Annotated in this window: 15 protein-coding genes and 1 pseudogene; 10 read left to right on the forward strand and 6 right to left on the reverse strand. The window is 36.0% G+C overall.

The features are described from left to right. Positions 1-90: 90 nt before the first annotated feature. Entirely contained in the window at positions 91-1,257 is a 1,167-nt protein-coding gene (locus PCY12_RS09685; RefSeq protein ID WP_301352717.1) for a site-specific integrase, read from the forward strand. A 68-nt stretch (positions 1,258-1,325) separates the two neighbouring features. Here PCY12_RS09685 and PCY12_RS09690 read toward each other — a convergent pair whose 3' ends face one another. The 6 genes from PCY12_RS09690 to PCY12_RS09715 all read right to left on the reverse strand — a co-directional run bounded on the left by PCY12_RS09690 (position 1,326) and on the right by PCY12_RS09715 (position 8,064). Beyond that, positions 1,326-1,736, reverse strand: a complete 411-nt coding sequence (locus PCY12_RS09690; RefSeq protein ID WP_301352718.1) for a MarR family winged helix-turn-helix transcriptional regulator — start codon at positions 1,734-1,736, stop codon at positions 1,326-1,328. 205 nt (positions 1,737-1,941) lie between these two features. After that, positions 1,942-3,105, reverse strand: a complete 1,164-nt coding sequence (locus PCY12_RS09695) for a LysM peptidoglycan-binding domain-containing protein (RefSeq protein WP_301352720.1) — start codon at positions 3,103-3,105, stop codon at positions 1,942-1,944. Positions 3,106-3,258: 153 nt separating this feature from the next. Beyond that, positions 3,259-3,882 carry an HAD family hydrolase gene (locus PCY12_RS09700; RefSeq protein WP_175880476.1) on the reverse strand — a complete coding sequence of 208 codons (624 nt, stop codon included), beginning with the start codon at positions 3,880-3,882 and terminating at the stop codon, positions 3,259-3,261. A 3-nt stretch (positions 3,883-3,885) separates the two neighbouring features. Then, a complete protein-coding gene (locus PCY12_RS09705) occupies positions 3,886-5,166 on the reverse strand; it encodes an MATE family efflux transporter (RefSeq protein WP_301352721.1) in 1,281 nt (426 codons plus the stop codon). A 60-nt stretch (positions 5,167-5,226) separates the two neighbouring features. Then, positions 5,227-6,711 (reverse strand): threonine synthase, encoded by a 1,485-nt coding sequence (thrC, locus tag PCY12_RS09710; protein WP_301352722.1) that lies wholly within the window; start codon positions 6,709-6,711, stop codon positions 5,227-5,229. A gap of 75 nt (positions 6,712-6,786) precedes the next feature. After that, complete coding sequence (locus PCY12_RS09715; RefSeq protein ID WP_301352723.1) at positions 6,787-8,064, reverse strand: gamma-glutamylcysteine synthetase; 1,278 nt, start codon at positions 8,062-8,064, stop codon at positions 6,787-6,789. 429 nt (positions 8,065-8,493) lie between these two features. Here PCY12_RS09715 and PCY12_RS09720 point away from each other — a divergent pair, with 429 nt between their 5' ends. The 9 genes and pseudogenes from PCY12_RS09720 to PCY12_RS09760 form a co-directional block, all read left to right on the forward strand. Continuing rightward, positions 8,494-8,997 carry a hypothetical protein gene (locus PCY12_RS09720; protein WP_000191545.1) on the forward strand — a complete coding sequence of 168 codons (504 nt, stop codon included), beginning with the start codon at positions 8,494-8,496 and terminating at the stop codon, positions 8,995-8,997. Between the two features lie 428 nt (positions 8,998-9,425). Beyond that, on the forward strand, positions 9,426-10,181 hold the full coding sequence (locus tag PCY12_RS09725; protein WP_000615495.1) for an endonuclease/exonuclease/phosphatase family protein: 756 nt from the start codon (positions 9,426-9,428) through the stop codon (positions 10,179-10,181). A gap of 41 nt (positions 10,182-10,222) precedes the next feature. Then, on the forward strand, positions 10,223-10,441 hold the full coding sequence (locus tag PCY12_RS09730; RefSeq protein WP_301352725.1) for a hypothetical protein: 219 nt from the start codon (positions 10,223-10,225) through the stop codon (positions 10,439-10,441). A 5-nt stretch (positions 10,442-10,446) separates the two neighbouring features. Further along, positions 10,447-11,769 (forward strand): FtsK/SpoIIIE domain-containing protein, encoded by a 1,323-nt coding sequence (locus tag PCY12_RS09735; protein ID WP_301352727.1) that lies wholly within the window; start codon positions 10,447-10,449, stop codon positions 11,767-11,769. An 89-nt stretch (positions 11,770-11,858) separates the two neighbouring features. Further along, positions 11,859-12,173, forward strand: a complete 315-nt coding sequence (locus PCY12_RS09740; RefSeq protein WP_301352728.1) for a hypothetical protein — start codon at positions 11,859-11,861, stop codon at positions 12,171-12,173. 37 nt (positions 12,174-12,210) lie between these two features. Next, entirely contained in the window at positions 12,211-12,600 is a 390-nt protein-coding gene (locus tag PCY12_RS09745; RefSeq protein ID WP_001165436.1) for a hypothetical protein, read from the forward strand. 18 nt (positions 12,601-12,618) lie between these two features. Further along, positions 12,619-13,347 (forward strand): metallophosphoesterase, encoded by a 729-nt coding sequence (locus tag PCY12_RS09750; RefSeq protein WP_033705232.1) that lies wholly within the window; start codon positions 12,619-12,621, stop codon positions 13,345-13,347. Positions 13,348-13,422: 75 nt separating this feature from the next. Next, positions 13,423-14,196, forward strand: a complete 774-nt coding sequence (locus tag PCY12_RS09755; RefSeq protein ID WP_301352729.1) for a metallophosphoesterase — start codon at positions 13,423-13,425, stop codon at positions 14,194-14,196. Between the two features lie 181 nt (positions 14,197-14,377). Further along, positions 14,378-14,860, forward strand: a pseudogene (locus PCY12_RS09760) (hypothetical protein); the annotation flags it as partial.

Here is a 14,860-nt window from a genome sequence, read left to right on the forward strand (position 1 = left end):
TCAAAAAGAAAAGGCGATAGGACTGAGGAAACAGTTCTAACGCCCAAACTAAAAAAATTTCAATTACAGTATAGCACAGGAAGTGATTTTTTGCGCTTTTTTACTGTCTTTTTTCAAATAAAATACATCACAAAAAAAGGAGAGACTAGATATCTCTTTCAAACATACCTGGGCATAGACCCTGCAACTGGAAAAGAAAAACGCACAACACGACGTGGTTTTAAAACCATAAAAGAGGCAAAAGCTGCTGAACGTGACCTTCTCTTAGACGTTGAAGAGAATGGTTTCTCAAACAGTGAAGATTTCCAGAACCCTACTTTCGCTGAAGTCGCTGAATTATGGCTTGATAGCTATAAAAATACTGTGAAACCAACAACCTATCAGAACGTTAAGAAAAAACTTGATGTTATGATTGACTTGTATTTTACAGATATGAAAATCCAGCAGATCAGTGTAGCTTATTGTCAAAAGGTTGCTATCAAGTTAAGTAATCGCTATATCCTCTATGCTAATTACTATTCTGTCATCAGCCGTATTTTCAAGTATGCCACTTCTATTGACATTATTAAGTCAAATCCCTTAGACAAGATTATCAAGCCTAAAAATAGGCCATTAAAGGGCAAGGAAAACCACTATACAAAACAGGAGCTAACAGAGTTTCTTAAAGTTTGCAAAGAAGATTGTAAGCCTGTAGAGTATACCTTTTATCATTTACTAGCTTTTACGGGCTTGAGATGTGGTGAGGCTCTTGGACTCATGTGGTCAGATGTTGACTTTGAAAATAAACGATTAAGCATTTCTCGGACAGCTGTCGTTGTTAATAAAAAACAAACTGTTCAGGACCCTAAAACCAAAATGAGTAAGAGGGTTATCACTTTAGATGATGAAACTCTAAATGTATTGAAATTCTGGAAGCGTCAGCAGATAAAAGAATATTTTCGGGCTAGTGTGCCTTACAAGCATGACTCAAATTATATCTTTACGAATAGTTTCGGAGGTTGGATTTCTCCTTCAGCTGTGAAAGAGAGACTTAGAAGATTCTTTTGTGAACATAACGATATCAAAAAAATCACACCTCATGGTTTTAGGCACACACACGCTTCTCTCCTCTTTGAAGCTGGCGTTACAGCTAAAATCATTTCGGACAGATTAGGTCATAACAATGTTCAAACCACCCTTGATATGTACACCCACATAAATGATAATCAACGTGTTGAAGTCGTTGATCAGCTTATGGATTTCATCCGCTCCAGCTAAAAGTAGAGTCGTATTCAATCTCGTATTCACTTTTGATCAACATGCTAAAAACCACTGATTTCAATGGTCTAGGAAGCTGTGAGCAGTTTATGTAATAAACGGCTGAGTTCTGTTCTTTCAGACTCTGTTAAGATACTTTCCATCTCTTCCTTAACCTTGATATGCTGCAAAGGTGGATTCACCACTAACTGCTCCTTGGCATACTTCGTAGCTTCTACCAACACTTCCCGCTGATTTTCAGGATTGCGATGACGCTCCACTAAACCTTCCTTTTCTAAAATCTTGAAATGTCGTGTCAAGGCAGCTTGATCAATCTTCAAACGCTCCTGAACCGCCATTTGGTTACAAGGGGAATACTCCAGTAAAAACAGTAAAATCTGATACCGTGTCAAACTAATCCCAAGCCTTTTTTCAAACAATTGCGTACTCGCTTGCTCAGACAAGCGGAGTTGATAAAGTAAATCTTGAATCTCTATCATTTCTTTCCTTTTTTCTTGATTTATCAATAGTTGACTAATCAATTATATTGCAAAGTAAAATAAATTGCAAGAATGTTGCTTGGATTATTACAAGATGATAACTTTCCATTTTCCATTCAAATTGACAAAGAAAAAAACGAACGAGAATCGCTTCCTATCACGAAAGCTAGATCTCATTCGTCAAAACGATATTACTAAATCGGTTTTATCCATTCATTGAAACGTGAACGTGATCATAGTGATTTTCTGTCACGCTACCACGGTCTGGCATTGGGTTCCAAGTGTTAGCTGGTCCATATTTGCTATCGAATGGAGCATAGAAACGTTGTTTCCAGATGATGTAACTAATTCCACGGCTAGCCATGTTTTGAATAGCGTATTCCGCAATCTTATCCCCTAGTTCTGAGCTTTCTGGTACCATAAAGTCAATAGCTAAACCTTTTCCGTGATCTCCACTGTCTCCTGGACGGTAACCACTAAAGGATGTAATGCCAAACAAGTTAGCAATTTCTTCTTTAAAGGCCGCTGTTTGTGGTTGAAGACCTGCATTTTCAGATTTCGCTACTGCAAGTCCAGCATAATCGGGCGCAGCTGGAGCTGTGTAAGTTGTTGAAATTATTTTCGTCTCTTCTGGTTGATAAGTAGAAACTACTGGTGTAGCTTCACTTGATGAGACTTCTTTTTCTTCTACTGGAGTTGTAGTTGTTTCCACTGTTGACTCAGCTTGAGGGCTTGCTTGTGTTTCCTGCTTCTCAGCTAGAGTCATTGCCTGAGGAGATGCTTCTTCAACTGAACTAGTTGTTCCAGTTGTTTGCTCCTCTGGCTTAGAAGAGTCTGTAGATGGTGCCACTTCTTCTGCAGCAGTCACTGTCTCTGTAACTTCTGAACTTGATGCCACTTCTTTTGTTCTTGTAGTTTCTACCGCTTTTGGAGCTTCTGCAATCAGTTGAGAAAGGTCTGCAACTTGAACAGTTTGATCATCAACGGTTACTTGATTGGTTGTCAAATCTGCTGTCGCAGTTGTCACTTCTTCACTAGAAGCTGCTTGAGGTGTTTTGATTTCAACTTCTGTGACTTCTTCTGTTTCATTGACAGTCGTTGTCAAAACGGTTTCTGGGAAAATCAGGTCCATATTGGTGATTTTATTCAAATTCGCAAGAACTGTGACATCTACACCCAAGGCTTCTGCAATGGTGCTCAAGGTATCACCATACTGAACGGTATAACTTGTTTTGTTGTCCGTTTTAGTCAAATCGTTTTGGATTTGCTCAACACTACGTGCAGTCCAAAGAACTTCTTCTGCTTGAGTTGCCAATACTGGGGCAAATGACAAGGCTACTGTTGAGGCTAATAATATTCTTTTCTTCATTCTTTCAAATGAGTACCTGTCTATGATAACACAAAAAAAGCAGAAAAAAAAAGCCCTCTCGGGCCTATTTAACAGAACTGTCTATTCCTTGTAACAAACTCGATTACTTGAAATAGTTTGTTAGGTCTCTGTCACAAAACTGACACAATCTTTTTATCGCTCAGACTCAAAAATACGGGAAATATCTGCTAACCCTTGAATCCTATGATTGCCTCCATAAGACGACTCTAAAAAGTTAATACTTTGAATCCCACTATTCTGGGCAAATTCCACATCCAGAGTCCTATCACCTATATAATAGGTTTTCTCAGGATCCAACTGATACTTGTCTAACAGATAGGTAGCCGCTTCCGGATTAGGCTTGCGCGCAAAGCCACTCTGACTGGTTAGAATCTCTGTAAAATAAGATTCCAAACCCAAGTCTCTTAGAATAGTAAAAGCATTGTCTCCCTTATGAGTGTAAACAAATTGCTGAATCCCTGTCTCGTCTGCCCAAGCTAGCACCTCACGCGCACCTGGCATCAAAACTACCTGAGCATTCTTCTCAGCCAGACTCTGGGCACGTACCTGATTTAGCACTTCCACATCTAGCTTTCGCTCTTCTGCTACCTGCACAAGCAAATCCTGCACAGAAAACTTGAGGATAAACTCTCTCACCTTCTCCTTATCATAAGGAATAGAAAACTGACCAAAAGTCTCCTCAATCCCTGATAAAATCGCTTCGTAAGAGTCCAATAAAGTCCCGTCTAAATCCCAAATAAAAGCTGTTTTTTGCATTTCCTATCCTTTCAAGCTCATATAGCGCTGGTAACGATAGCGTAGAAATAACCAGCGAAAACCATTATCCAAGAGAGTCCCTGCCCAAATACCAGGCAAGCCCCAACCAAGCACAATTCCCATCAGATATCCTGTTCCAATGCGGATACACCACATTCCTATACTTGTCGCATAAAAGGGAAGGCGAGCATTGCCCAAACCCTGCCAAACTGCCGTATAGATGACTGTTCCTGTCGTCATAGGAGTTCCAAGTAGTGAAAAAAGTGTTACTAGAACACTGGCCTCAACAGCTAGAGAATCAGTCGTATAGAGATGAGTTAGTGGTATACCCAAAGCATAGATACTGAAGGTCAAGGGTAACATGAGGACCAGAGAAAGCCAAAAAGTTTGCTTGCTCAAACTAGCGACTCTTTTCCAATCATCTTCTCCAACTGCTCGAGCCACTTGCACGACTGTTGCTGTAGCCACACCAAAGGCAGGCATATAGTTAAACTGGGTCAAGACTTCTCCGACTGCATTCCCAGCAACTGCCTCCGTTCCAAAAGAAACAACCAAGGCAATGATAACGACATCACCAGCCCGCATCATAAGCCGCTCTCCAGCTGCTGGTAAAGCCAAGGTCAACAGTTCCTTATCTAAACCAAAAGTTGGCTTCGCATAAGGCAGTTTTAATTGTGACCACAAAATCACAAGACCAACCAAACGAGACAGAATAGTCCCCCAAGCAACACCAGCTATCCCCATATCCAGAACAAAAATAGCTAGACTTGAAAAAAGAATATTCAAGGCATTGGATAAAAAACTAACATAAAGAGGCAAACGTGGATTATCCGTTGCACGAATCAAAGCTCCCAAACTAGTCATTAAACCTAAGAGAACAATCGATCCACCTACAAAAGATAGATACAGTCCACCACTCTCAGCTACATCTCTCTCCGTCCCCAAAACTCCTATCATCTCTTTCCCAGCGAAGATGGACAAAAATCCTAAAAGGAAACTTAATAGTAAGGTAATCTTCAAGGCCTCAGTCACATGATAGGCTAGCATAGATTGATCCTTCTGCCCCAAACTTTTTGAAATAACACTGGAAATAGCAGCTCCCAGAGCGATGAAAATCGCCTGGTAAATCGTGATAATATTGCCAGCTACTGATACACCCGAAATAGCTATCAAGCCCAAGTGGGCTACCAAGTAACTATCCACCATCCCCATGAGCATCTGCAAAAAGTTTTCGCCCATAGCTGGCAAGGCAATATTAAGAATGTCTTTATTTTTCTTAAACAATCCTTCCTCCTGATGAAAAGAAACTCAGTTGGTTTCCCAACCGAGTTTACTCCCTCTGTCTTAAAGCCCAAGATAAGCCTCAACCGCTACTTGCATGTCAGCAGACGTCACAGTTGTCTTATGACGAACAGGAGCTGTTTCAAGGCCATCAACTGCTGGTGGCACAGCCACTCCTGAGATTTCATGTAATTGAGCCAAAGCTTCAAAGTCGCCAAGCCCTGACTTTCCAGTTACAGCTTCTACTGCAACCACTGGGAACTTGTATGGACTCGCTGTTGAAGCAATCACTGTCTTAGTCGCATCGCCAGTAGCAGCTTGGTATTTCTTATAAACTGCCGAGGCAACCGCTGTATGAGGATCCTCGATATAAGAATCTGACTCATAAACACGCTTGATTTCTGCTGCCGTTTCTTCCTCAGTCGCATATTCAGCTGCAAAGAGATCCAAAATCTCTGCATCAAAATTAGTCAACTCATATTGACCTTGTGTATTCAAAGCATTCATGAGTTCAGCTGTCTTAACCGCATCATTACCCAAAAGATGGAAAATCAAACGCTCCAAGTTTGAAGATACCAAAATATCCATAGATGGACTAGTTGTCACCTTAAACTCACGTTTCTTGTCGTAAACACGTGTCTTGAAGAAGTCTGTCAAAACATTGTTGTCATTTGAAGCACAGATTAATTTGCCAACTGGTAGGCCGATTTGTTTGGCATAAAAGGCAGCCAAGATATTTCCAAAGTTTCCTGTTGGTACTGTGAAGTTGACCTTATCACCAGCCACAATCTCACCAGTCTTAACCAACTGAGCATAGGCATAAACATAATAAACAATCTGTGGTACCAAACGACCGATATTCATAGAGTTTGCAGATGAAAATTGCAACTTGTTGGCCGCTAATCTTTCACGAAGAGCCACGTCGTTAAACATGTGCTTCACATTTGTTTGCGCATCGTCAAAGTTACCATCAATAGCAATAACATGAGTATTGTCGCCAGTCTGAGTGGTCATTTGCAACTCTTGTACCTTACTGACACCATCCTTTGGATAAAAGACGATAATCTCAGTACCAGGTACATCCGCAAATCCCGCCATAGCAGCTTTTCCAGTATCACCAGATGTCGCTGTCAAGATAACAATCTTGTTCTCCAAACCATGTTTCTTAGCAGCAGTCGTCATAAAGTATGGCAAAATAGACAAGGCCATATCCTTAAAGGCAATCGTTGAACCATGGAAAAGTTCCAAGTTATATTGCCCGTCTAATTTCACTAATGGTGCGATAGCTAGAGTATCAAACTTGCTATCGTAGGCATTGTTGATACAGTAGTCCAACTCCTCAGCTGTAAAGTCATCTAAAAAGGCTGATAAAACAAGCTTAGCAATTTCTTGGTAAGAAGCATCTTTCAATTTGTCAAAGTCCAAATCTACCTTTGGATAAGTAAGCGGTGTAAACAAACCACCATCCGTTGCCAAACCTTGCAAAATTGCTTGGCTAGCAGTTACTGTATTGTTGGCATCACGCGTTGATTGATAAACTAATGTCATTACTCTCTATCCTTTATCTATAGTCTCTTCCATTATATCATGATTTTTCAGAAAATTCTCCCTTTATAAAAGAAATTATAGTCCCAATTCTTTCTTCAAAGGCTCTAAATAAATCATTTCTTGCTTATTTCTCATCTCCAGTCCTTCCTCAGATAGGATAAGTAAGTCTTTGGAAAATTCAATAATCGTAGTTTCTTCCTCATCTGTAAGCTTTTTCTTAGAAAATTGTCGTCTTAAAAACTTATAATCACAATCAAATTTCTTAAAGAAAGGTGCTGTTTCTAAGTAAGCTACTAACTTATTTAAATTAACCAACAATCCCAAGTGAAAGGCTGCAGAAGCAAAAGTCCTATCAAGTGGCTGTGTACACACACTACGAAACTCAACTGTTCCTCGAGTCGTTAAGTCTTGGTACTGGTAACTACGATGAGTTTCAAAATCCTTCTCTTGAGGGTAAATAAGAATCTCATCCCCATTAAGAGCATATGCTTGGATTTCAGATGTAGCCAAATAGTCCCTTGCCTGAATCGGATAAAAATAATAGGTTTGTCCATCACGTTCCGCAGTAAAAATCGCAGAATGATCTAGATAGTCAAAAAAATCATCTTCATCATCAAAGAGTCTAGCATTAACCCCAACATTCTCTGGATAGATGCCATGCATCGATTCTTCCCAGAAGATGTCCCTTGCAATTTTCGTATCCCAATCCGCACCCGAAAACTCAGAGTTTGCAAATAAATAAGCCTTAACTGCTTCAATTTGGGTAAAAGCATTAATTACCCGTAAGTAGTTAGACTTTGAAACATCCAGCTGGACCTGACTCCCACAGATAAAAGCACCATATTCAGGGAAATGATGTAAGTCTAATTCAATCAAATTCCTACTCAAATTCAAATAATCCATCAACATCTGATAGCGTGGATAAGTCACTGGACAATTCTCATTTTTATCCCAGTTAGGATGAATACCGCAACCAACGATAGCATGATTGGATTCGCCTAATTTTCTCTGAATTACATCCATATAATTATTGAAACGATTTTCGACCTCTTGAATCGTTTCAGCCTTACCAAATGCAAACTCAATCGTAGTATAGGAAACTTCAAACAAAATAGCATCCTGACTTATCGGATCTACTAACTGGATCGGATTGCCAAAATCATCTACCTTTTCGACAGTAAAATCAAAAGAAGAAACTAAATATCGGAATAAGTACTTGATAACTTCAACATCTGTAGCATCCCCTTCCAAGTTTACAACAGGATATTCCAGCTCAATCCCGACAAACAATTCAGGATTTTCTTTAATATTTTTCAGATACCGATGTTTTAATAAATCGATAGAACGAGACATACTTCCCTACACTTTCATAATCTAAATAAAATTTGGATAAGTATTATTATACCAAAAATAATATAAAAAAGGAACGAAGACTTACAACGTTCCTTATCGCTATACTATACCGGCGGCCGGGGTCGAACCGGCACGTCCTTGCGGACACTGGATTTTGAGTTTAGTGTTTAAGTTTTTATATCTTTATAAACCAGTAAAATCAGCGTTATAAAAAAACACTTATATTATTTAAAAAAACAAAATTTTTATTTTTAGTAACCTTTTAGGAACTAGATTGCTTTAATTCCCTTTTTTAAACGTAACACATGGAATGCATCTTCAGCAAGATTACTAAACTTGTAAAAATGCTTGAACGAGAAGGTAGATTATTCGTTTATACATTGTCCTTTTAATGTACAAATGGTATAATACAATACGGAGGTACTAATAATGACACAATTTCAAGTCCGAATATCTGGTGAAGCAGCTTACTATTTAAGAATGCTAAAAGAGAAATATGAAACTTCAGAAGGTATCAATATAACTAAAGCTACCATTTTAACGCGTGCGTTTCAAAATTCAAAGACTGTAACAAACTGGACAAAAGTTGTACAAGATAACTCTATCTCTTTAAAAAATATTTATCCAGTGGAAGAAAAGGAATTAAAATTGAACGTTGCACTGTCCGATGAAGTAGCAGAAGGAATAAAAAAATATAAAGAAATATTACCTAGTGCCACAAATACTCAAAGTGTAACTTTAGGTGTATGTGTTAAATTTCTTCTTAAAGCAGAATTGATGACCCAATTAAATCACGATATTTCAGAACCTGAAAAAGATTTTGACAAGAAATTCTCTATTCTAGAAAAACAGCTTCTTGAAATCGTTGCACCAGTCAACCACAAATTACTTTCTGATACCATATGGAATTTCAAAAATAATTTTATAAAATGAGTCTGGAACAAAAGTCTAATCTTAAATATAAAAAGCGAACAAAACGAGTTATCTGATACTCAGAATTCTGTCTTGTTCGCTTTTTTGTATAATCTATCGATTTTTAAAATTTATAATAAAGAATTCCTAAAATCAAAATCTTTTTGTCCCAGACTCATTCTTTTTTTTTATTAAATTTGTACATTTTGGAAATTAAAGTATACTTTTTTGTTGACTTTCTTCTTTTAATTTTGTACAATTAAAATGTACAAAAAACACTGAGAGGAGGAATAACAATGAACTTTTTTGACCAAGAAGCCTTAGATTACTTCTATGAGGAACTGGAAAGCTACTATGATGAAGACGAACTAGGAGAAGTCTTTGATGGATTCGAAGGATAGCAGGAGGAGGTGCCTCCTCCTGCGAACTAACTTTTAGGAGGAAATTTTATGATACAACTTACAGCATCCACTTGGAATATAAATCTACGTTCAAGAAAAGGAAAACAAATTCCTGAAATGATTGCGCAAGAACTAGCTCAGCAAAATTCAGATATTATCTGTCTGACAGAGTATGTAAAAACAGATAATCATTCTCAATTCTGTTCTAGCCTTCAAACTAATGGTTATACAATCTTTGAAGATGTACGTACTATAGATTTTGGAAATGAAATTCTTATTGCAATAAAGAGTGATTTAGTTAATGATTGCCAAGTCATTACTATCGATAATGATGATAATAATCCAAACTTTTTACACGTTAGAGTGACAATTGAAGGACAAGAATTAAACATTATTGGAGTTCGTATCAAGATAGGAGGGGAAAATGTTTTTGAAGATTTCAAACACAGAAAAACACAACTAGACAAGCTAATCTTCAATTTACCAATTCATGAAAACACAATTATTCTAGGTGACTTTAATAATGGCTTTTTCAAGCAGAATGATGATACTCATTCCTATCAAGGTAAACCTAGAGAATTTTACTCCTATCCATTACTAAAATCAGAAATGAATAAAGCAGGTTTAACTGTACATACTCCGTCTGAGGAGAACTCTTGGAAATATTGTAAATTAGACCATATTATAGGAAATATTCCTATTTCTAATGTGTGTTATTCTTGGAGATTCTTAGAAAATCCTGATTATCAAAATAAAGTCGGTTTCCCCGACCACGCTATTTTATCGGCAACTATATCTTTATAGTTTTCCTTAAAATAATTGCTCATTAGAGGAGGTAATGTAAAATGAGTGATAATTTAAAAGCATATCTATTTCTTTTAGGATTTGTTATATTAGCTGGCATAGCAATTTTTATATTCCCTCAAGGGTATTTCCTTTCGAATTCTATTCTTGTTCTTGGGTGTATTTCACTGCTTATTTCTACATATTATTTCGCAAAAATCAAGCTCTTAGGATTTTACGAAGTTCTAAAAGAGGTCATCGATAAAATAAAAGGTATCTAACTAATATGTTTAAATTAAAACAAAGTGCTGATTTAACAAGAAACAATATAATTTCCTGTTATAAGCTAAAAATAATGCACTGGCTGATACTAAGTATCTCTGCCTGCATTCTATTTTCCACTATTGTTAATATTAGAGCTCCAACTTTTGTTCAAATTCTCTTCATATTTTTAGGTGGATTTATTATCTATAAAATTCATCTGAAAATAAAAATTTTTCGATATAACTTAGAGTATTACCTTATTATACGTGAGAGCTTACTTTATGTACTCCACACAAACAGACTTTATACCACATCTAAAGATAGTTCAGGCTATGAAAAAATCGTCAGAAGTGCAGTATTAGAATACGAGATGGACAGACAAAAAGGTCATGTTCTTATCAAAGCTCTTATAACGGGCGATGAATTTAGTAAAAAAGTTCAATCTCTTGATGATGTACTTTCTGGCGTGCTTAAACTAGAGCTTGAGGAAAAGATTATCCGACCTAGCTATGTAGAATACCATTTTTATTATAAGAAACCTGATAGATTAGTTTTACAATCTCACAACCAAAGACAAGAGATAGACAGCCTTGATATAGATTTAGGATATGGTGTAAATTATAACCCTGTCAAATGCCCACATATTTTAGTATCAGGGGGAACTGGAAGCGGGAAATCCGTGCTTATATCTGTTTTGATTTTAGAATTTCTAAAACGTCAATCAACAGTTTATATAGCTGACCCTAAGAACTCTGACCTAGGTAGCTTGTCTCATTACTTTGGAAATAAATACGTAGCAACCACCCCAAATAATATAGCTCGCATTGTGAGAGTCGTAGTTGAGGAAATGCAGGAACGATATCAAGTCATGCGTGATAACTTTCAGTATGGTTCAAATTTTACTAACCATGGATTTAAGCCAGTATGGCTTATATTTGATGAAATGGGAGCATTTCAAGCTACAGGTTCAGATAAAAAATCAAGAGAGATTATCACTGAAGTTATGGATGGGATTAAACAAATCATTCTACTTGGAAGACAGTCAGGCATTTTTATCCTAGTTTCTGCCCAACAAGTAAATGCTAGTACTACTTTAAGTACTGAACTCAGAGATAATTTAGGATTGAGAATTGCTCTTGGTGCTAATTCTAGTGAAGGCTATCACATGGTCTTTGGTTCGGCTACTCCTGATAAGTTAAAACCTATTGAAGAAAAAGGTTCAGGCTATCTTTATATACAAGGCTCTGGTAAAGAATCTGCCCAATACTGGGAAAGCCCTTATCTTGATACAACTCAATTCGATTTTATAAAAGAACTACAATTATACGTAACAAAGTCAAAATAATTTCAACAGATATTTTTGCTTAAATTCAATAGATTTTCAGCAAAAATATCTGTTCCTCATCGCTCTGCGATGATAGAAAAGAGGTACACATGAAGCTAAATGATTTTTTAAAGCCAGAACTGCTTGGCAACAAATTTATAGCAGTAAAAGGCTATACAAAAGTATTAGACAGAGAGACTAATAAGCCCGTAGCTTTACGACTTAACGTGTCAATTCAAGATGAGGATTCTGATTTCTTTATGGAGATGATACAAGTCAAAGTAAATACATTATCCCCTACTGCTTCTGTTCAAGAAATGGCAAATAATAAAACGTGTCCTGTTACTCTAAAAGATTTAAACGTAGGTCAATACAATGGAAATTTATGGTTTTCTTGTTCTAATGTAATTCTAGTTACTAAATAATGTGTTATAATTATTTCAAAAATTAAAGGAGCTTACTATGCAAATTTTTACTTATAACGATTTTCTAAAAGACAAAGAAATCGTAACTTTTGAACAGGCTGAAATAATTTTAGATGAACTTATAAAATCATCAAACATTTATGACCCTGAATTTCAAGCATACTGGAAAGAACTTATCGAGTACAGTGCGAAGTATGCTGAAATGCGAGGAAAATGGCGAATACTTACAAAAGAAGAGCAAGATACACTTGATGATACAAGAACTAATATTCATAATAGAATTAGAGATAACCTTATATCTATTAGAGGCTTGGCTCAAATCAATAACAAAGATACCTCTTGGTTCGATAAGTTTCATAACGATAGAAAACGTATGGGTGATTTTGCTAATTATATAAATTACATATACGCTGTAAATTCACGTTGATTATAGAAAGAATCTTATATGGCAATTTATTATTCCGTATCTGATATACATGGGCACTACAATGAGTTTATTAAATCGCTCGATAAAATAGATTTATCTGATAAACAAAGTAAACTTATCTTACTTGGAGACTATATTGATTACGGTTCTCAATCTTTTCAAGTCATTTCTAAAATAATTGAACTTGAAAAGATTTATCCAAAACAAATTATTACACTTTTTGGAAATCATGAAGAATGGTTTTATGATTGGTTGATTTTAGATAATCCTACTGCTTCTGCGTTTCCAGAAACAATAAAAAGTTTCTTCTCTCCGGAGGAATTGAACTATATTTTTAAATCGAATACTAACAACTTTGAAACAGGTGTTAGAAATGAAATTAAAAATAATATCAAGTTCAACTCATTCATAAACTGGTTTAAAAAACGATATAGGAATAAACGCTATTATGAAACTGATACCCAAATTTTTGTTCATGCTGGCATTGATGAAGAAGCTGGCAAGCTTTGGAAAGAGCTAACGAGTTCAGAGATGTTTACAAATAAATTTCCTCTTACCACTGGTGGATTTTTAAAAGATATTGTTTCTGGTCATGTTGCTTCTTGGGAAGTAGCTAAAGATAAAACTTACCAAGGTAAGATTTACCATGATAGTAAAAGTCATTACTTTATCGATGGAGATGTAAAGAATAGCAAAACAATACCTGTTATCTGCTATGATACAGTTACAAAATCCTATCAATATTAAATAACATCCTAAAAAAATTTGGCAGAATTTAATTCTATTCTTAGACTAATATCAAAAATAAAGAGGGGAATCTATATGAAGACATTATTAATTGGTGATTTACACTTAAAATCTCAACTGATTTTACCCATTGTTGACAAAATTATCCAAACACATAATATTAAGAGAATCATTTTTCTTGGTGATTACGTTGATTTACATGGTCAAACTAACAATATCCAACTTTATGCCAAAGACCTCACTTTTTTATACTCTTGGAAAATAGATAAAGAGCTAAACGGAATAGATGTAATTAATCTTATAGGTAATCATGATGCTTATTATTTACTGGGAGAACAAGCTCCTTTCTCAATTCAGAATCTAGAGGTCTTTTTCGCAATTCAACAATTATTACAAGATTTGAATTTACAAGTAGCTTATCAACTAGATGATTATTTAGTTAGCCATGCTGGTTTCAATCTGATATTTGACCCAAAAGAATGGCATTTTAACCTCTATACTAAAGAGCATGAAGAAGAATTAGATATTCTAGCTTATACAATAGGACCAATGCGTGGTGGGAAAGCTCTTGGGGGTTCTCCTTTATGGGCACATTTTAGAGAATTAGAACTGCTTCCCAACCAAGACTTTCCTAAACAAATTGTTGGACATACCCCTAAAGAATCTATTGATATTTCTAAAAATGTTATTGGTATAGATACTTTTTCATTATATATTGACAAAGATAATAAATATCAATTTATTGGTAACGGAGATTTGCTCGTTTATGACCAAGGGCATTTTGAGGTCATTTCAACAGACTGGGCAACAGACAAAATATTAAAACAATTACCACAACCACAAATTTAATAGCTACTTCTCATCATGTACCTAAGCAAAACTGCCGACAAGCAGTCGGCAAGGTGGAAATGTGTTTAGCGGAGCGGTGCTTAGGATCACATGATAGAAGTAGGGAGGAGCTTTGCTCCTCCTAGTTTATTTATTATATAGACAATCTTTTGGCGAAAGCTATAATAAGGGTGCATTTTTTATGAGTAATTATAATAAAAAAATCATTCGCACCGCTTCCTATATTGAAATTTGGGAATATGAAAAGCCAATTTTTTCAAAAGGAAAATCAACTATAGATACTAATGCTGAAAACAAGGAAAAATCAAAACGCAGAACATTTGACGAACTAACACCAGAAGAACAAGAAAAACGTCTGGAGCGAATGAAAAAAACTCGCTTAGAAGCAAAGTGGAACTTACTCCGTCTAGTCGATTGTAACTTTGATGATACGACTTCTTTTCTTACCTTAACCACTAAAGAAAATATCAGCGAGAGAAACGAATTCAAAGACTTACTCAAAACATTTATCAAACGCTTTAACTATCACATATTTAAAACTAAAAAAACTCTAAGCAGGCAGAGCCTGCTAACTCATGACAGAAAAAGAAGTTTAGCTTATAATGAAGATGAACAATACAAATCCGTGGTGTCTAATAGGGCTTTTCCTAGCCTGTTAAAAAAA

This window comes from Streptococcus sp. SPS1 (assembly GCF_030439915.1).
Taxonomy (GTDB): domain Bacteria; phylum Bacillota; class Bacilli; order Lactobacillales; family Streptococcaceae; genus Streptococcus.